18 protein-coding genes are annotated in these 19141 nt (G+C 48.9%); 7 read left to right on the top strand and 11 right to left on the bottom strand.

Features of this window, described 5'->3' with window-relative positions; translation table 11 throughout:
* The first annotated feature begins 160 nt into the window (after positions 1-160).
* The 4 genes from qoxA to qoxD all read left to right on the top strand — a co-directional run bounded on the left by qoxA (position 161) and on the right by qoxD (position 4054).
* Positions 161-1165, top strand: coding sequence for a cytochrome aa3 quinol oxidase subunit II (qoxA, locus tag J7E85_RS02960; protein WP_215154828.1), 1005 nt, complete (start codon positions 161-163; stop codon positions 1163-1165).
* A 63-nt stretch (positions 1166-1228) separates the two neighbouring features.
* Positions 1229-3172 (top strand): cytochrome aa3 quinol oxidase subunit I, encoded by a 1944-nt coding sequence (gene qoxB / locus J7E85_RS02965; protein WP_215154830.1) that lies wholly within the window; start codon positions 1229-1231, stop codon positions 3170-3172.
* The gene (gene qoxC / locus J7E85_RS02970) at positions 3169-3765 is read left to right on the top strand and encodes a cytochrome aa3 quinol oxidase subunit III (RefSeq protein WP_076321252.1); all 597 of its coding nucleotides are present in this window, start codon (positions 3169-3171) and stop codon (positions 3763-3765) included. Before qoxB ends, qoxC begins: the two co-directional genes overlap by 4 nt.
* Before the next feature lies 1 nt (position 3766).
* Positions 3767-4054 (top strand): cytochrome aa3 quinol oxidase subunit IV, encoded by a 288-nt coding sequence (gene qoxD / locus J7E85_RS02975; RefSeq protein WP_215154832.1) that lies wholly within the window; start codon positions 3767-3769, stop codon positions 4052-4054.
* Positions 4055-4344: 290 nt separating this feature from the next.
* Here the strand turns inward: qoxD and J7E85_RS02980 are convergent, their stop codons facing one another.
* The 6 genes from J7E85_RS02980 to J7E85_RS03005 form a co-directional block, all read right to left on the bottom strand.
* The gene (locus J7E85_RS02980) at positions 4345-5514 is read right to left on the bottom strand and encodes a cell wall-binding repeat-containing protein (protein ID WP_251035437.1); all 1170 of its coding nucleotides are present in this window, start codon (positions 5512-5514) and stop codon (positions 4345-4347) included.
* A gap of 79 nt (positions 5515-5593) precedes the next feature.
* Positions 5594-6844, bottom strand: a complete 1251-nt coding sequence (locus J7E85_RS02985) for a DHH family phosphoesterase (protein WP_215154836.1) — start codon at positions 6842-6844, stop codon at positions 5594-5596.
* Positions 6845-7013: 169 nt separating this feature from the next.
* Positions 7014-7352, bottom strand: coding sequence for an antibiotic biosynthesis monooxygenase (locus J7E85_RS02990; protein WP_213644932.1), 339 nt, complete (start codon positions 7350-7352; stop codon positions 7014-7016).
* 150 nt (positions 7353-7502) lie between these two features.
* Positions 7503-7922 (bottom strand): rhodanese-like domain-containing protein, encoded by a 420-nt coding sequence (locus tag J7E85_RS02995; RefSeq protein WP_215154838.1) that lies wholly within the window; start codon positions 7920-7922, stop codon positions 7503-7505.
* A 96-nt stretch (positions 7923-8018) separates the two neighbouring features.
* Positions 8019-9017, bottom strand: coding sequence for a biotin synthase BioB (gene bioB / locus J7E85_RS03000; RefSeq protein ID WP_215154840.1), 999 nt, complete (start codon positions 9015-9017; stop codon positions 8019-8021).
* Positions 9018-9216: 199 nt separating this feature from the next.
* Entirely contained in the window at positions 9217-11142 is a 1926-nt protein-coding gene (locus tag J7E85_RS03005) for an LTA synthase family protein (protein WP_215154842.1), read from the bottom strand.
* 178 nt (positions 11143-11320) lie between these two features.
* Between J7E85_RS03005 and J7E85_RS03010 the strand changes: the two genes are divergently transcribed.
* On the top strand, positions 11321-12238 hold the full coding sequence (locus J7E85_RS03010; protein WP_215154844.1) for an NAD-dependent epimerase/dehydratase family protein: 918 nt from the start codon (positions 11321-11323) through the stop codon (positions 12236-12238).
* Positions 12239-12367: 129 nt separating this feature from the next.
* Here the strand turns inward: J7E85_RS03010 and J7E85_RS03015 are convergent, their stop codons facing one another.
* The 4 genes from J7E85_RS03015 to J7E85_RS03030 form a co-directional block, all read right to left on the bottom strand.
* Entirely contained in the window at positions 12368-12694 is a 327-nt protein-coding gene (locus J7E85_RS03015) for an AzlD domain-containing protein (RefSeq protein WP_215154846.1), read from the bottom strand.
* A complete protein-coding gene (locus tag J7E85_RS03020) occupies positions 12685-13419 on the bottom strand; it encodes an AzlC family ABC transporter permease (RefSeq protein WP_215154854.1) in 735 nt (244 codons plus the stop codon). Before J7E85_RS03020 ends, J7E85_RS03015 begins: the two co-directional genes overlap by 10 nt.
* A gap of 162 nt (positions 13420-13581) precedes the next feature.
* Positions 13582-14718 carry an alcohol dehydrogenase catalytic domain-containing protein gene (locus tag J7E85_RS03025; protein ID WP_215154856.1) on the bottom strand — a complete coding sequence of 379 codons (1137 nt, stop codon included), beginning with the start codon at positions 14716-14718 and terminating at the stop codon, positions 13582-13584.
* Positions 14719-14832: 114 nt separating this feature from the next.
* Positions 14833-15750: a DMT family transporter gene (locus tag J7E85_RS03030; RefSeq protein WP_215154858.1), complete on the bottom strand. Its 918-nt coding sequence runs from the start codon at positions 15748-15750 to the stop codon at positions 14833-14835.
* A 78-nt stretch (positions 15751-15828) separates the two neighbouring features.
* Between J7E85_RS03030 and J7E85_RS03035 the strand changes: the two genes are divergently transcribed.
* Positions 15829-17181 carry a TrkH family potassium uptake protein gene (locus J7E85_RS03035; protein WP_215154860.1) on the top strand — a complete coding sequence of 451 codons (1353 nt, stop codon included), beginning with the start codon at positions 15829-15831 and terminating at the stop codon, positions 17179-17181.
* Between the two features lie 115 nt (positions 17182-17296).
* Here the strand turns inward: J7E85_RS03035 and J7E85_RS03040 are convergent, their stop codons facing one another.
* Positions 17297-17572, bottom strand: coding sequence for a hypothetical protein (locus J7E85_RS03040; RefSeq protein WP_215154862.1), 276 nt, complete (start codon positions 17570-17572; stop codon positions 17297-17299).
* Positions 17573-17715: 143 nt separating this feature from the next.
* On the opposite strand from J7E85_RS03040, the gene J7E85_RS03045 reads away from it, so the two are divergent.
* Entirely contained in the window at positions 17716-18948 is a 1233-nt protein-coding gene (locus J7E85_RS03045) for an aminopeptidase (RefSeq protein WP_215154864.1), read from the top strand.
* Positions 18949-19141 lie beyond the last annotated feature (193 nt).

Genomic DNA, 19141 nt, shown 5'->3' on the forward strand with positions numbered 1-19141 from the left:
GTAACAAATTGAACACATAAAATTACATACATTGACACGAATGTGGGTTTATCTGTTAATTATACAAATTTATGTGTTTTGCAAAGCCGACCGGAACTTTCTACTATAGATGTGTTAGTAACATTGAATCGAACGAACGTTTCAAGGAAAGGGGTACATCATGAACAAAAGAGGGCCGTTATTTGCATTGTTTTTATGCTTTACCTTGCTCTTATCGGGCTGCAGCTCGATCACGGTATTAGATCCGAAAGGACCGGCTGCGAGAACCCTATCCGATACAATCATATTCTCCATTCTCATGATGGTCGGAATACTAGCGGTTGTTTACGCGCTCTATATCTACATGCTCACAAAATATCGAGCCAAGAAATCCAACGAAGGTTACGAACCGCCTCATGAAGAGGGCAACAAATGGCTGGAAATTCTGTGGACTGCCATTCCGATTTTGATCGTTGCCGTGCTCTCTGTGGTAACCGTCAAAACGACGGTCGCCGTCGAGAACGTTCCTGAAGGATACGAAAACCAAAAGCCTTTGGTCATTTACGCTTCCTCTTCGAACTGGAAATGGCACTTCAGCTATCCGGAAGAAGGTATTGAGACCGTCAATTACGTCAACATTCCAACCAACCGTCCGATCGAATTCCGTCTCTACTCTTTCGGTCCGATCACAAGCTTCTGGATCCCTCAGCTTCACGGGCAGAAGTATGCGATGAGCGACATGATTACCAAGCTGAACATGGTTGCCGACGTACCAGGTTCGATGATGGGCCGTAACGCGAACTTCAACGGCGAAGGTTTTGCCCATATGGAGTTCGAAGCCCTTGCCATGACCTCTGCCGAGTACGATGAGTGGGTTCAGGATGTAAAGGATACCGCGCCTGAACTGAAGGAAGATGAGTTCAAGAAGCTTCTGGATACCGCGCATGTCGGACGAATGACCTTCTCCAACACACATTTGGAATTCAGCCCGCCGCCATCCGAAGACCATCACCATGGCGGTGATGTCAACGGCAATGAGGAGCATCAGAACCATAAAGAGGTCCACCCGGATCCTGCAACAACGGAAGAAACGGAATTTGACAGCGAAACGAACGTGGATCCAAACGAACCGCTGCCGGACTCCCCGGCTGAAGAAAGTCCAAATCATCAACATGAAGGACATTAAATCGGTGAGGAAAACGTTCTTCACCCGATCTACTTCATACATCCAGAAAGGAGCTAGGCCTTTATGAAATGGGACGAATTTTTCGTTACCGGTGATCCGTTAATTTACGGTGCCATGGTGAGTATTGTTCTCGTCTCGCTTGCAATCCTCTTCGGTTTAACCTTTTACAAGAAGTGGGGTTATCTCTGGCGGGAATGGCTCACAACCGTGGATCACAAAAGAATTGGGGTCATGTACATCATCTGTGCATTGATCATGCTGTTCCGCGGAGGCGTGGACGCGATCATGATGCGTGCGCAAACCGCTGCGCCGGACATGAAGTTTCTGAACGGTCAGCATTATAATGAAGTATTCACGACTCACGGGGTCATCATGATCCTCTTTATGGCGATGCCGTTTATCTTCGGTCTGATGAACGTCATCATTCCGCTTCAGATCGGTGCCCGTGACGTAGCTTTCCCTAAACTGAACGCAATCAGCTTCTGGCTGTTCTTTGCCGGCGCGATGCTGTTCAACATTTCCTTCGTAATCGGAGGCTCGCCGGATGCCGGCTGGTCCGCCTATTTCCCGCTGGCCAGTATCGAGTTCAGTCCGACGGTCGGCAATAACTACTACTCGCTGGCGCTTCAGATTTCAGGGATTGGTACCTTGCTGACAGGTCTGAACTTTATCGTGACGATTCTGAAGATGCGTGCTCCGGGCATGACCCTGATGCGCATGCCGATGTTTACGTGGTCTGTATTGATCACTTGCGTCATTATTATCTTTGCTTTCCCTGTACTTACGATTGCGCTCTTGCTTATGATGTTCGACCGCGTCTTTGGTTCGCAATTCTTCACGATGGCCAACGGCGGCATGGATATGCTATGGGCCAACCTGTTCTGGGTATGGGGACACCCTGAGGTATACATTGTCATTCTGCCAGCTTTCGGTATTTTCAGTGAGATCATCTCGACTTTCTCCAGAAAAAACTTGTACGGTTACAGCTCCATGGTATTGAGTATGGTGATTATCTCCGGGTTGTCCTTCCTGGTATGGGCCCACCATTTCTATACGATGGGTCAAGGGGCTATGGTTAACGGCTTCTTCTCCATCACGACGATGGCGATTGCCGTACCGACCGGAATCAAAATATTCAACTGGCTCTTCACGCTTCGAAAGGGTCGAATCAGTTTTACGACGCCGATGCTCTACTCGCTTGCCTTTATTCCGATCTTCACGATCGGCGGTGTTACCGGCGTCATGCTGGCGATGGCCAGTGCCGACTATCAGTATCACAATACGATGTTCCTGGTTGCCCACTTCCACTATGTGCTCATTCCAGGCGCCGTATTCGCCGTCATTGCCGGTTTCCATTACTGGTTCCCTAAAGTGTTCGGCTTCCGTCTGAACGAAAAGCTTGGCAAAATCGCATTCTGGTTCATTGCCATCTCATTTAACGTTACGTTCTTCCCGATGTTCTTCCTGGGACTTATGGGGATGACCCGCCGTACGTACACTTATTCGGCCGAAACCGGCTTTGGTCCGCTGAATATGCTGTCGATGGTCGGTGCGGTAGGCCTGGCGATCGGATTTATCATTCTGGTATACAACATCTACTGGAGTACACGTTACGAGCCGCGCGACAAAACAGGAGATCCATGGGATGCACGCGCACTCGAATGGTCGACACCAAGTCCGGTTCCTGTATACAACTTTGCGGTAACGCCGAAAGTCAAAGGCCGCGACGCCTTCTGGTTCTCGAAGAAAAACAACGAGCCGCTTTCGGGTGAGAAAATCACGAAGATTCACATGCCAAGCAACACCGGAAAACCATTTATACTGGGTATCGCCTTCTTCTTCCTTGGCTTCTTCCTGGTATTCAGCTGGTGGATTCCATCCATCGTTGCCGGTATTGCGGTATTGATTATTTTGGCAACCATGTCCTTTGACCGTGATCACGGATACTACATCCCGGTTGAAGAGATTGTTCAAACCGAACAGAAACTGCGGGGTGATACGGTATGAAAATAGATGCCACTCAGCCGCTGGAATATGGAACAGAGGAAAACCGTAATCGTATATTTGGATTCTGGCTGTTCCTTGGAGCTGAAATTGCGCTCTTTGCAACCTTGTTTACCGTCTACTTCGTTCTCGTGAACCGCTTTGCCAGTGGTCCGAGCGGAGCAGAAATCTTTGAAATTACACCTGTATTACTTGAAACGTTCCTGCTCTTAACGAGTAGCTTCACCATTGGTTTGGCTGTTCATGCGATGCGTCTGGGACTGAAAAAGCAGATGATGATCTTTATGGTCATCACCCTGCTGCTCGGTGCAGGATTCCTTGGAATCGAGATCTTCGAATTCTTCACCTATGTGCATGAAGGAGTAACGCTCTCAACCAGCGCCTTCTCCTCCAGCTTGTTCACATTGCTTGGTACCCACGGAGCTCACGTTACATTCGGTCTCCTGTGGGGAACTGGCATTCTGCTTCAAATTAAAAAGCATGGACTGGATCATTCCACAGCCAACAAGTCCTTCATCTTCTCGCTCTACTGGCACTTCCTGGACGTTGTGTGGATCTTCATCTTCAGCTTTGTATACTTGAAAGGACTGATGTGACATGTTAAAACAGCTGTTTCCAATTAAGCATGTAGCGGGTTATATATCGTCTCTCGTCCTTTCAGCGGTTGCACTCGTCGTTCTGCTGGATATGCCGGCAGCTTCGAAATTGGCCGTTCTGCTGGTTACCGCTATCCTGCAGGCAGCCGTTCAGCTCATGCTGTTCATGCACGTCGGGGAAAGTGATGACAAAAAATCCGTTTACATCAACATTGCCTACGCTCTGTTCGTTGGCCTTGTCACAATCTTCGGAACGCTGTTCATCTTCGTATGGGGTTGGTATGCTTAATCCCTGCGAATATCACTGAACTTAAAATATGGCGATGAACGTTCGCATCCTGAACCTATCATCGAATATCAAAGAGGGTGTCCCAAAAGATCCTAGATCTGGCGGGATGCCCTCTTTTTCTTTTATGCGACGCTATGTGTACGAATCGTTCCTCCCTTCCTGCAGACAAACGAAAAGAAACCGTTTCTTGGTAAAATGGAAGTGCTACCCGCCATTTACGAAAGGAACGGTTTCTTTACATTCAATACACCATGGCCATCTTCACCTACCAATGGACTTGGAGGACGACATTAATCACGCCCTGCATCCATGTCCAGAATTTCATCAATCTCACTCTGGAGCTTCGTAGTCAGGGTCTGTTCGTCTCCAATAATCCAGGCATGATTATAAGGAGCTTCCTTATGGGACGTGCCTCTCTGACGCCGTATCGAGTCTACATACTTCGTAATGGAGCGTGGCACTCCGTCGCGGTCCGTAAACAATAAAGGTGCATGCTTACCCATATGGGACAATGGAGCGGCTGCAATGGACAATACGGGCGAATCTGGGGTCGAGAACGAGAGGCTGTAACCCGGCGATTGAACGCCCCAACCAAAGCCTGTTACGGGATCATTGAACTGTGCAAAATGTATGGCATTCTCGAACGGGTCATCCTCGGATATTCGCGTCACCTTCCCATATTGCCGCAACTCGTCCTCGACTGCCCGGGATACCACCTTTTCGGGACCGATGATATAGATATTCGCTTTCCCTTTCCGCTTATGAAGCGCCTGTGCCGTCTCTTCAGGCACATTCTTCTCGTGAACATACAGCATCGTTTCCGGCATATGGGCAATCCAGCTCACCGCAGGAAGCGTATAGTCCGGACGATCCATCGACCCGACAATAACCGAGGTGGGTACAGATCCGGATACCTTAGCAGCGTATTTATCAATAGCGGCTGCTGCTTCTGCAGGTTCCCCGGCAGCAATGTGATCGGTCTTATATTCAAGCCCGTGAAGCTCCTTCATTCCCCTATCCGAGATGGGACCGACAGTAATAATCTCAATACCCTTGTTATGCTCCGCTCCCCTTGGCTTCAGCCGTCGCAGCTCTTCCAGCGTCTCCTTGGGAATCCCCCCTTCCTCCACAAACAGCAGAGGCCCTTCGCTAAGCTGGGTCAGATCGACGCTAACAGCCGCAATGGACCATTGAGCCAAATCCACCAGAATCACCGTCTGCGGACGACTATGCTCATTCGTGGACTGCCACAGCGTCTTGGAGGTCAGTACGGCCGCACTTACTGGATCGGATGTATTCAATCGAATGGTGTTCTTCGTAGCGGACCAAGGTACAGGAACATCCTTCAGCAGCTCCTTGCTGTGAACAGCCGAGGGAATGGAGGGCTCGGAATGACTTTGAGTCTGACTCCATGCGAGGATGCCTGCCGTTAACAGGGCAAGAGCCCAGCCGGCGATCATTTTTTTCACCGTATATTCCTCCTGTTTCACAATAAAGCGTCTTTAGGATAGATCTCCTCCACCCTTGATGCTGTTAATTCTACAGATCTTCCATTAACTTCTCCTCATCCATATCCGGCGGCAGTCCCGGCCGGTCATTGGAACGGTTTCGCCTCCATTGTTCCTTCAGCATCTTCACAAACACGTCATCCCTGGAGAGCCAGGCGCCATACTGTCGCTTCATGTGTCGCTCCGCCTCCTCGAACGATTTGAACTTGAATGGAAGGGGTTCCCCGTTCCACTCTACAATCCATTCCCCGACGTGGGCATAAACAAACAGCAGATCCTCGCTCCAGCTTTCGTAAAGAACGCCGGACTCCGTCCCCTTCATGTTGAACTGATTCCGTGAAGCGTCGAATCGGATCGGTTCCAGCTCGAACGGGTCAGCAGCAAATAATTGATACACTTCCTCGGAAATCGTGCACCCCGCTGCTTTGGGATGACCGCCTCCCCCGTACCGCATCGCCACTTCGGACACATCCACGTGATCATGAATTGTGCGAAGGCTCATTTTCCTCCCCCCCATGTTCAAGATGGCAATGTAATCCAGGTGAGGATATGTCGTTCCCAACTCGCTGGCAAGCTCAGAATGATAGGATTCGGCATACACGATGCCTACGCAATGCTCCCCCACGAAGGTCTGAATGAGTTCCCGCTGCTTGCGGCGGATGTAACGATCGATTTTATTTTCTTCCATATCCAATACTTTCTCTTCAAACTCATCAAAGAAGAAGCTCCCTTGCTCCCGCAGACGCTGCGTCATCTTGCCCTCAAATTCGTCAAGGGACAACATATAGAACAAATCATTCAGGCGTTTAGCCTCAATCTTCTGGTTCTCTTCCCATTCCCACGTATCATAGAGGCGGACCAGCTCTACGAATTCGTCCAGCGCTTTGCTTCTGCCCAGATGTCCATGCTCAATTAAATATTCATAGAATAGTGAGGTTGCCGATGCTGGGCGGCCGTCCCGATGCGTGACGTCCACTTGCCCCCAGCTATATTCATTAAAGTGAAGAGCCGTTTTGTGGTGATCGATAAGCTGCACCTGCCCTCCCTCTTCGACAAACACGTTCAGTTCCTTCTCCATATCCGGAGCGACGGACAAATCCGTAATAAACAACACATCATATGGATTCTCCTGCACGGAAGTCCGGTTCAAATATCTTGCGACTTGCTGATTCAGACCGTGAATGGAGTTGTAACGGACATCAATTCCTTCACCGAAAGCGCATTTGGCGATGATACCGCAACCGACACCATCCAGATCATTATGGCTATATAGATGATACATAGGTGACTTCCTCCAAACAGTAGGTGGAATGATTAGCTGATCCTGTCTTTCATCCCTTTACGGTTCCCTAAAATCTATCGCTTTAACCCCTGATAGCCCATCCGACGTTACAATGGGACAAAAAAAGAAGCGGCTTTAGCAGTCGCTTCTTTATGGGATAATAAAGATATTATGCCTGTTGAACAGGCCTCGGTCCTTTGGATGCCATAACCTCATACATGCCGTGGCTGGAGCTAATCACATGCTCAGGCTGCGGCTTGCCGCGTTTATCACGATGTCCTTGAATATGTGCGGGACTGGTTTCCCAGCGTTTCCAAGCTTCCTTGGATTCCCAGCGAATCATGACGATGACTTCTTCCGTTTCGTCGGTACGCTTTGCATTCTTAACAAGGACATTCAGATCGATGAAACCTTCAATTTCTTCAATGGGTCCCGGCTTGCTAAAACGCTCAACAACCAGATTGGATGTGCCTGCTTTAACAATAATCGTTTTCGTCTCGATCAACATATTGAACGAACACTCCCTTAGCGAAAATAACCGTAAAATGAACGATATTCTTCCATTCTAAATGATAACGATTATCATTGTCAAATTTTATCCTTTCACCGGAAAAACAAAAAAAATCTGACCAGCATCAGCCTGCTGATCAGATCATTATTAATTCAGTGAAACATGTTGCATGGAATTACAAGCCGTGCAATCCTCCTGTAAATAAAAAAGCGAAGTAAAGCCAGCCTTCTTCAGCTTGCGCGCAGCCAGGATTCCATCCGAACGCTTCGGTGTTACAATGACCACGGAGTCATCGGGTCTGAGCTCCTGCTCCCACACATACGGCAATCTTCCGAGAGAGATGTTAATTGTCTCTTTCTGCGGACAGGCCATATATTCGGTTACATCGCGTACATCGAGCACTTTCAGATTCGGACATTCCTTCTGAGCCTGTCGAAGTTCACTGCACTTCATGAACCGCAGGCCAGTTATAGGTACATACCTCCGGTAATATATACTGAATATAAATATAATCAGAGCGGCAGATGCAATCAGCACGCAGCATTCCCCCATCATTGTCATGTGCATCAGCTTGATGCTTGGTGGAAAGAGCATGGGACATTCAACCCCAGTCCCTACCCCTACGGGTATATAGTATGTGCTTCATGTTTAAATGTCAATACATCATGACAAAGCGCATTCTTCAATTTCAAAGCCCAGGTCTTCAATCAATCCCCAGTCTACGGTATGCGCCTGGCCTTCTGTCGTTAAATAATCGCCGATGAAAATCGAGTTGGCTGCGTATAATCCCAGCGGCTGCAAGGAACGCAGATTGACTTCGCGTCCCCCTGCAATTCGAATCTCCTTCGTGGGGTTAACAAACCGCATCATGGCAAGAATCTTCAAACACATCGTCGGGGTCAATTCCTTGCGCCCTTCAAGAGGAGTGCCCTCAATCGCATTCAAAAAATTGCAAGGAATCGAATCCGCTCCAAGCGATTTCAGAGCAAACGCAATCTCCACCCGTTCTTCCAGGCTCTCGCCCATCCCGAAGATAGCTCCGGAACAAGGGGACATTCCGGAAGAGCTTGCCTGCTTCACGGTATCTAACCGGTCATCGTATGTATGCGTGGTCGTAATCTGTTCATAGTTATCTTTGGAAGTATTCAAATTATGGTTATATCGATGTACACCGGCATCGGCGAGCTTACGCGCATGGTCCTCATTCAAAAAACCCAGGCAACAGCACACCTTCAGCTGAGTAGTCTGTGTAATCTCCTTCACCGCTGCGACTACATGATCAATCTCTCGATTGGTAGGACGGCGACCGGAAGCCACGATGCAGTAGGTGCCCGCCTTTCGGCGAATCGACTCACGCGCGCCTTCGAGAATTTTGTCTTTGGTAAGCCATGCATATTTATCGATAGGCGCTTCCGAAACGATGGACTGGGAACAGTATCCGCAATCTTCAGGACACAAACCGGATTTAGCGTTTACAATCATGTTCAGCTTGACCTTATTCCCGTAGTACTCGCGGCGGATGCGATATGCAGCCTGCATAACCGTCAGCAGTTCCTGATCCTCGCTGTTTAGAATTGCCAAGGCCTCAATCGGCGTAATATCATGCCCTTGCACAACATGGTCAGCCAGCGTCGCCCAATCATAATGGATCTGAGTCGTCATATCTTCATTCTCCCTCTCCGTTTTAAATGTTAACCTATTTAAATAAAAATTAGGTTAACAATAAGAGTAATAATAGCATAGATGACGAAACAGTGACAATCCTCCAGCGCAGCTTTTGCAAGAAAAAAAAGGACTGCTTCATCCATGCCTGCGTCAGGCTTGATGAAACAATCCTCTTCCTCGTTAACTACTGTTGGCTTTATGGCGCACGCTTGGGCAGCATTTTCACATATTCATCGGACAGCTTCATCAACTGCAGAATATAGTCATAATCGCTGCGATACGGCGTGATGTCTGTTACGGGCTCGAGCGTCTTCAAGGAAACCGCCGTGCCGTCCTCAAATCCGTCTCCAGGCACGAACAGAATGTCATTATTAAAGAAAGACCCTGTCGGTAAATAATATCTCATCCCGATTACATTGCGATCCACATTCAGCAGGTCATGCCCAAATGCGTTAAAACCTTCATCGTCCAGCGATACGCCTAAAAGGTTAGCAACGGTTGGCAGAATATCGACCTGACCCCCCACCTGCTCGATGACCTTTCCTTCTTTCATACCGGGTACATGAACGACAAGCGGGATGTTAAATCGGCTGACCCGCTCATGGTAAGGAATCCCTAGCGTTGACGAGATCATATTGGCGTCGGCTTCTGCCGGATTGATGCCGAAGTGATCCCCGTACACAACCAGTACGGTATCCTCCCACAACCCGTTCTGCTTCAGACGGTCAACCAGTGTTCCGAGTGCATAATCAGAATAATTCACCGACTTCAGGTAATTCCCCAGATGGGTCCCTTCCAGCTCAGCCGGCAGGGTGATCTTCGCGAATTCATCCTTCACATGGTATGGAGAATGGTTGGATACCGTGATGTAATGGGCATAGGTAGGCTTGTTCTGCTGTTGATTCTCCAGCAGCTTGTCCACGCCGACACGGAACAGCTCTTCATCGGAAGGTCCAAATTCATTGAAGTTATCATTGGTGAAATACGGCTTGTCGTAATAATGCTGAAAATCAAGTGCCGGGTATAGTTTACTTCGATCCCAGAACTTCACATCATTCACGTGGAATGTCGTAGTAATATACCCGTGCTTGTTCAAGAGCCGCGGCAGACCCGGCAGCTCTTTATTTCCGAACCCGGTGGACATCGCCACCGTTCCGGTCGGATAAATCGATGTATTGACCGCAAACTCGGCATCGGAAGTGTTGCCTTGCCCGATCTGTTGGAAGATATGCGGGAAATACAGGCCGCCATCCGCAAGCTGGTTCATCACGGGTGTCAGCTCCTGACCATTCAGGGATTGACCCACCGGAAAGTTCTGCAGCGATTCCATCTGAACGATGATCAGATTTTTGCCTTTGGCAGCGCCGAAGTAGTCCGGCTTGTCCTTTGCTTCCTTAACGTAAGGATAGGTCGCCAGCAGCTGCTGGGACCGCAGAATGGTGTCCTGCAGACTCCCTTCGGCCAGGGCACGATTCTCCTGCGAATTCCGGATCACGGCCGATACCTGATAATTCATAAAGCCCATTTGCTCCGCTCGCACGATTTCATTCTCGATTCCCCATTCTTTACGGATGATAAGTCCGGACAGAACACCCGCAATGACCAGCACAACCGTCATGGAGATGCGCCACTTCATTCCAGGTCTGCGCGAATAGGATGCGGAATAACTGGAACGGACTCCACCAAAGTGCAATCCTCTTCGCGAGCGCGAACGAATTTTTCGAACCGCCCATATGACCAATAGGACTAGCAGGTCCAGGAAGAAGAGAAAGTGCTCCGGCTCTAACAAAGCCGTAATGCTGGCTCTTACCTGGTTTACTTGACCGATACCCGCAAGCGCGGTATACGTCGGTATGGACCCAAAATGAACGTTATAAACCGCGGACGCAAACATGATAAAAGATAATACGACATCTAGGATCACATAGACCATCTTTTTCCCTCTTACCGGCAGGATCAGCTCCAGTAGGCTAATCAGGACCAACAGGGATAGCGCGTCGGTAAGCACCTTACCCCATACGACCCCATTAAACAGAAACACTCTTAGAAGGATCAACTTCAATAAGAGCGTCAAAAAAACGAGTATGCTTAATTTCAACCTTTGTTCAAGGTAGCGTTCCATTTTCCATTCCCTCTTTTGTGTAAATATAATGTTAAATTGCAGCTTCCATTATAACAGGAATGTAAACATCAATCTAATCTGCCCATTCCTTCGCCCCCCCTGTCAATTGTCCAATGCACGAACCTCCCGTATCACGTAGGATAAAGCATTCCAATCAAAAGGCTGGAGGGTTTACGACATGAAGATGGTTGTAACTGGCGGAGCAGGCTTTATCGGCTCCCACCTGGTGAACGGACTCGTTAATCAAGGTTATGAAGTCCATGTGATCGATAACCTGACAACCGGAGATCCAGGTCGCCTGCACAGCGAGGCGATTTTACATGTAGCCGATGTAAACAGTCAGCAGACAACTGCATATATCTCCGTGCTGAAGCCGGACGTCGTGTTCCACTTGGCCGCACAGGCCGACGTGCAGCAGTCGATCAAGGAGCCTCGACTTGATGCGGATGCGAATGTTATGGGGACCATCAATATACTTGAAGCATGTCGCAAGGCTGGGGTCCGTAAGATTGTGTTTGCTTCGACGTCAGGTGTATATGGGGACCTGGAGAAATCTCAGCTGACGGAGGATGATCCGGTTAATCCGATCTCCTTCTATGCACTTTCCAAAGTGGCAGGCGAGCAATATATCCGTTTATACCACCGCTTCTTCGGCCTGCAGTACACCATTCTTCGTTATGGGAATGTCTACGGACCGGGTCAGACTGCGAAGGGGGAGGGCGGTGTTGTGGCGGTATTTTGTGATCGCCTGCGTCAAGGCGCTCCGTTTCATATATACGGCGATGGCGAACAAACCCGGGATTTCATCTATGTTAAGGATGTGGTTGAAGCGAACCTCGCCTCCATCCAACACGGGGATGAGAGCGTTCTTCATGTTAGCACCGGCACCGGCCATTCCGTCAATTCACTCGTCGATCTCATCAGCCGGCTGCATCCTGACCGCATTGATGTCAACTATCTGCCTACGAAGAACGGCGATATTCGGCATAGCTGCCTGAATAATGAGAGGACCCGGGAGCTGCTGCGGTGGAGTCCGTTAATTAGCCTGGAAGAAGGAATGGAAGAAATCTACCGCCACTGGCTTCGCACATCCTAGTTTCCCAAATGAACGGTAGCAAATGAACATAAAAACATCCATATTCCTCGTCATTCCAAGGAATATGGCTGTTTTTAAGCGTTCCGGTTAGGGACACGAAAAACATCCCAAACATAGCGCTTCGTTTTGTCAGAAAAACAAGCGGAGCACCACCAAAGTCAGGATCCCGACGATGACGGTGGCAAACAGGCTTTTCGTGAGAAAAGCGGTGAGGAAAGCGGGCACGGCCGCAATCAATTCGAGTGTATGCCCACCTGGATCTACATGTCCATCCGATAGGAGCAGCTCCTGGGCCAGCAGCGCACCCATGACGGCAATCGGCACATGATTGAGCCACCGGATCATCATCTCCGGAATGCGGAGCTTGCTCAGGATCATAAGCGGCAAAACCCTTGGAATGAGGGTTACGACAGCACAACCGATAATCAGTATGGCGATATCCCATCTTATTTCCATCGTTCGATCACCATCCCTGCAGTAGCCGCAACCATAATTGCGACAATCACCGCCGCACTTCCGGGCAGAATCGTACTGACAGCTACCACCGAAACGGCCGCAATCATAACCACCATGAAGTCCAGCTTATACTTCTTACGGCTGATCCATTGCAAAGCCAGCAATCCAATAAACATTCCGGGCAATGCAAAATCCAGACCAAACTTCTCCGGATCCGGAATCCACTCCCCAACTAGCCCCCCCGCTACGTTGGCTGCACACCAGAACAGATACGCCGTGATATTCAGGCCGACCATCCATTGATAGCCGAGTCTCTTCTGTTCGGTGGCCTTGGCTGCCGCAACACCAAATGTCTCGTCAGTTAACAGGGAGCCGATAAAGAAGCTTTTTCCCGAGGAAAGCCCTTTAAAGTACGGGGCAATCGCGGCGCTTAACAGCAGATGTCTGGCATTAACAAAAAATATCGTAACAATGATCGATAGGATCGGGCTAGCAGCCGCTATCATCCCTGCAGCAATAAATTGCCCGGAGCCCGCATAAAGCAGCAGTGAGATGAGTGTAATTTCGAGCAGGCTGAAACCTGCGGTGCGCTCGACAACACCTGCCGCAAAACCGATGCTCAGGTAGCCCAGGAGGGTTGGAATACAATCTTTGAAGCCTTGAAGGTAGGTGTTTCCCTGGTTTCCCTCTATACCTGCGGGAAGCCGTTCTGACTTGGTGCTCATCTGTGTTCGATTCCTCTCTTACTCTACAATTCTATTTTTAATTACTATGAATTCTTCCTGCTGCCTTGTCAACGCTAATACACCGTTTTTCCATCAAAAAAAGCGTCCCGGGAATGCTCCTCATTCGCCAAGAACGCTTCTTCATTCGGTTTATTTAGCTGCTTAAGGCTTCAGGATGACTTTGATACAGCCATCCTTTCGTTCATTGAAGATATCGTAGCCATGGGCAGCCTTCTCCATCGGGAGCCGGTGTGTGATGATATCCGAAGGATCTATAGTCCCCTCTTTCAACATTTGATATAGGTGCGGCATGTAATGAATGACCGGTGCCAGCCCCATTTTTAACGTAATATTGCGTTCGAACAGCTCTCCAAGCGGAAATGCATTATAAACAAGCCCATACACGCCGGTTAGCTGGATGGTCCCGTATTTACGAACCATACTCACAGCCATGCGGACAGCACCCAATGAGCCTCCCTGGAGCCTCAGCATGCTGCCCAGCATTTCAGCAGGGGTCCGTTTGGCGTCCAGACCTACACAATCAATGACAACATCTGCGCCGCCCTTGGTGATCTCTCGGATATAATGCTCGATTTCGGGGATTTTCTCAAAATTGTAGGTTTCCACAAGATTGGTCCGTTTCGCATGCGCCAGCCTGTAATCCACATGATCAATCGCAATTACCCGCTTCGCGCCTTTTAGCCAGGCAAACTTCTGCGTCAGCAATCCAATCGGACCGCAGCCCAGAACAATCACGACATCGCCCGGTTTAACCCCACCGTTCTCCACGCTCCAGATAGCTGTGGGGAGCGCATCGGAGAGCATGAGCAGCTTCTCATCTTCCATCTCGGCATCCTCAGGAATAACAAAGGGCATGGAATTTCCGTAAGGGACGCGCAAAAGCTCTGCTTGGGCACCTTGATAACCGCCGAACGCATCACTATATCCAAAAAAACCGCCGGTATTCTTGGCTTCATTCGCATAATCGCATTGGCTCTCCATGTGATTCTGGCAGAAGAGGCATTTTCCGCAAGATATGATAAAAGGAATAATTACACGGTCACCCACTTTGACCCTGCTTACCTCCGGACCTGCATCCACAACGATTCCTAAAGGCTCATGGCCGATAATGTAATCATCGGTCAGCTGTTTTAATCCACCGTTATATAAATGCAAATCAGATCCGCAGATGGCCGTGGTGGTGACTCGGATCAGGACATCCTCGCTGTGCTGAAGAACGGCGTCCTTCATCTCCTTCACTTGGATCCGATGTCTGCCTTGATAAGTGACTGCTTTCACGCACGAAACCCCTTTTCGAGTCAATATCCATTTTTGTAATGATTTGACTTTTTTAGGATCAGTGTACGCAAATTCAATCATAACTACTCCGCCAGGGCAAAAATAAAGCGAAGTTCACCCCAGCACTTCGGGTTGAATGTCAACAGGCTGTTTTTTCCGTTTCCCGACTTTCAAGAATAATACCAGCCCTAACAGCACAAGCGCTCCCCCTGCCGCCTGCAGGGAACTCATCGACTCATTCAACAGGAGAAAAGCCAGTACACTCGCTCCAACCGGCTCTCCGAGAACGCTCATTGATACGGTTGAGGCTGTGGCATACTTCATCAACCAGTTAAATAGCAGATGACCGAATACCGTTGGCACGACCGCCAGTAAGGCAAATATCCCCCACTCTCGTCCGGAATACCCCGTCATCGGAATGTTCATGCCCACGTTATACACCGCCAATACGGACGCTGCTACCGCAAAGACAAGCCAGCTGTATAGGAATGACGGCAGACGGCGCAGCAGCAATTGACCCAGCAGCATATGGACGGCAACCGCAGCCGTCCCCAGCAAAGACATGATATCACCTGTCAAATGACCCTTGCTCCCACTAAGCCCACTGCTTCCAATGAGAAGAAAGACACCGAGGAAGGCGATGGCCATGCCTCCGATTGCCGCCAGCGATGTTTTCTCCTTAAACCAGAAGTAAGCACCCATCATCACGAATACCGGCTGAAGGGCAAGGATAATCGTGGAGCTGGCTACGCTCGTCCACTTCAAGGAGCCCATCCATAACAAAAAATGCAGAGCCAGCATCGCTCCGGATAGAAGGAGCAGCAGCAGATCTGTTCGCTTCAGCGATTTGATATCCGCCACATATTTTCCCGCGAAGGGCAGCATGATCAGAAACGTGATCACCAGTCTGTACATCGCTTGAATGGATACGGGGCTGCTGGACCATTTTACGAAAATCGAGGAAAAAGAAATAGCTATGATGCCGATAAATAGAGGAATAAATACGGGAATCGGTGCTCGGTTCGAATTCATGATGGTTAAATGATTCACCTTTCGTGTTATATTAGAGAATGATTTTAAAATTATAACATTCGGAAAAGGATAATTGGCATGAAAAAGAAAGACCTTCGCAACCAAATGACCCCTCCCAAATTTCTGGCGCTCGGCTTTGCCTCGATTACACTGATCGGGACATTCCTGCTTAAACTTCCCATCGCTACGGCGGACGGGAGTTCTACCTCGATTGTAGATGCGCTCTTCACAGCGGTTTCCGCCATCAGTGTAACGGGTTTAACCGTTGTGGATACAGGGACTCATTGGTCCATGTTTGGACAAATTGTTATGCTCATGCTCGTTCAGCTTGGCGGATTGGGCTTTATGACCTCAGCCACCTGGATTGCATTGATGTTCAATCGCAGAATCTCGCTTCGCGAGCGCATGATCCTTCAGGCAGCGATGGGACAATACCAAATTCAAGGCATTGTGGATCTCATCCGAAGAGTACTCGTATACGCGCTGATCATAGAAGGGGCAGGCGCCTTGCTGCTGACGCTCAGGTTCTCCGCGATTATGCCGCTTTCCGATGCGGCTTACTTCGGCATATTCCAGAGCATTTCCATATTCAACAATGCAGGCTTTGACCTCTTCGGCCAAATTCACGGCCCCTTCTCAGGGTTTGCAACCTATGTAGCGGATCCATATGTCAATATAATCATTATGTGCTTGATCTTCCTTGGGGGAATCGGGTTCATCGTCATCTTTGATCTTATTGAATATCCGAAGTGCAGGAAATTGTCGCTTCACTCCAAGGTCGTATTAACTGTGACGTCACTGTTAATCGTAATCGGGGCTGTCATGATCTTTATTCTGGAGCGCGGCAATCCCCAAACATTAGGGCCGCTCTCATACCCGGTAAAAATCATGGCTTCCCTATTCCAATCGATCACTCCGCGTTCAGGTGGCGTCAGCACCCTGGACATTGCGAATCTGGAGCAATCATCCCAGTTCTTCATGATTCTCCTGATGTTCATCGGGGCAGCGCCCGGATCAACTGGAGGCGGCATTAAGGTGACCACCTTCGCCGTGCTCATTGGTGCCGTTGTCACGATGATTCAGGGAAAACGCGATGTGGTTCTCTATCGCAATCGAATCTCCCAAGCCCTGGTGTACCGTTCCATTACGCTAACGATTCTATCGTTGCTGCTATTGGTAGGGGCTTCCATGTTTCTGTCTGTTACGGAATCTGGCGAATTCTTAAGAATTCTGTTCGAAGCCGTATCCGCGTTCGGTACAGCCGGGTTATCCATGGGACTTACAACCGAGTTGTCCGGGGTTGGCAAGGTCACCATTGCCCTGCTCATGTTCCTTGGCCGGTTAGGTCCGCTAACCCTTGCTTACGCGCTTAGCCGTAAGAATAATAAAGAGCTGTACCGCCATCCGGAAGGCCGAATTACGATAGGGTAAGTTGTTCATACCCGCTGAAAGCTTATAAATTCTATAACCTTAAACAAACCGTACCCTTCCCTTCCATGGGAGGTGTACGGTTTGTTTTCATTGGAATCCATTTCTGATTCGTCTTTTATTCGCCGAACTCACTAGCATTGATGGCTGCATCCAGCAAATCATCAAACAACTCGTTGTCGGCTTCAATCCGCTCGTCAATCTGAAGAAACTGCTCCTCGATTCCCGGCTCGCCAGCGAAGTTCAGGCTGTAGTCCCAGTCCCGGCCATTCTTGCTCAGGAATGTGATCTCGTAGGCTGATGCATGTCCATCTATAGAAAATACGGTATATCCTACGAACTGATCGCTATCATCCCGCTTCATATCCGCACGCTCGATTCGGACTTCTGACACATTTCCACGCTCCTTCATTACATTGTAAAGCACTCACAAGACTCAGTATATCACTTTTCTTGCCAGCTGATTATTGTTTTTCTTATGCGGCTTGATCTAGTATAATATGGGTTGGTAAATTAAATTGCATTGGAGGGTACCAAATGTCCGATTTCAATACATACTTGGACAAATATGCCGAGTTGGCTGTAAAGGTTGGAGTTAACATACAGGAAGGACAAACTTTAGTGGTTCATGCTCCTGTTGATTCCGCTGAGTTCACTCGCTTGATTGCCAAAAAGGCATACGAAGCGGGTGCCCGCCTGGTCAAGATCCTGTGGACCGACGAAATGATAACAAGACTTCAATTCGAAAAGGCTGCGGATGATGTCTTTACCGAAGCCCCAAAATGGTATGCCGGTGAAATGACGGAATTGGTGGAGAACGGCGCAGCCATTCTGCATGTGCTTGCCGAAAATCCCGATTTGCTCAGCGGCATTGATTCCGAGCGTATCGGAAACTTCTACAAAGCGCGCGGCGAGGCATTGAAGCAATACCGTGCCTATCAGCAGTCCGACAAGTTTAGCTGGTGCCTGATCGCAGTTCCTTCGGCATCTTGGGCTGCCAAGGTATTCCCGAATGCGCCGGAGTCCGAGCAGTTTGGCAAATTATGGGATGCCATTTTCCACACCGTACGCGTGGACCAGGATAACCCGGTGGAAGCCTGGAACAAGCACCTCAAAGTGCTTGAAGCAAAATCCTCCGTGCTGAACGCTAAGAAATACAAGAAACTCCACTATATCGCACCGGGAACCGATCTTACCATCGAGCTGCCGGAAGGACATATTTGGGCACAAGGCGACAGTATTAACGAGCGAGGACATTCCTTTGTGGCCAACATGCCAACAGAAGAAGTATTTACCGCTCCTCTCAAAACAGGCGTCAACGGAACCGTGCATAGTACGAAGCCATTGAGTTATGCCGGTAACATCGTGAACAATTTCTCCCTTACTTTTGAAAAAGGTAAAGTGGTCAGCTTCACGGCAGAGCAAGGTTATGAGACCCTTGAGCGTCTCCTGAGCATGGATGAAGGTGCCCGTTATCTTGGAGAAGTGGCGCTGGTGCCGCATCAATCCCCGATCTCGGAGTCAAACATCCTGTATTACAACACGTTGTTTGACGAGAATGCTTCTAACCACCTTGCCCTCGGAAGTGCATATGCTTTCTGCTTAGAAGGCGGAAAAGATATGAATCAGGAGCAATTGATTCAGAACGGTCTCAATACGAGCGTAACCCATGTTGACTTCATGATCGGCTCCGGCGAAATGGATATTTACGGAGTGACGGCAGATGGCAAGGAAGAACCGGTATTCCTGAAAGGAAACTGGGCATTTTAAGTAACGATACAGCATAAGCAGCTATTTCTTATGAAGTAGCTGCTTTCTTTGAAATTTTCCAGCCTTTAATTGACCTGAGGTTGATTTACAAACGGAAAAATTGTGGGATAATTAAGAAAACGCATGAAATTACTTAAAATGCGTGTTCAAAAGACAACTTTTTGAACAACCTCTTAAAGGTAGCATTAAAGAA

Origin of the sequence: Paenibacillus sp. ISL-20, from assembly GCF_018613005.1 — a bacterium.
In the GTDB taxonomy this organism is placed as follows: Bacteria; Bacillota; Bacilli; order Paenibacillales; family Paenibacillaceae; genus Paenibacillus_AQ.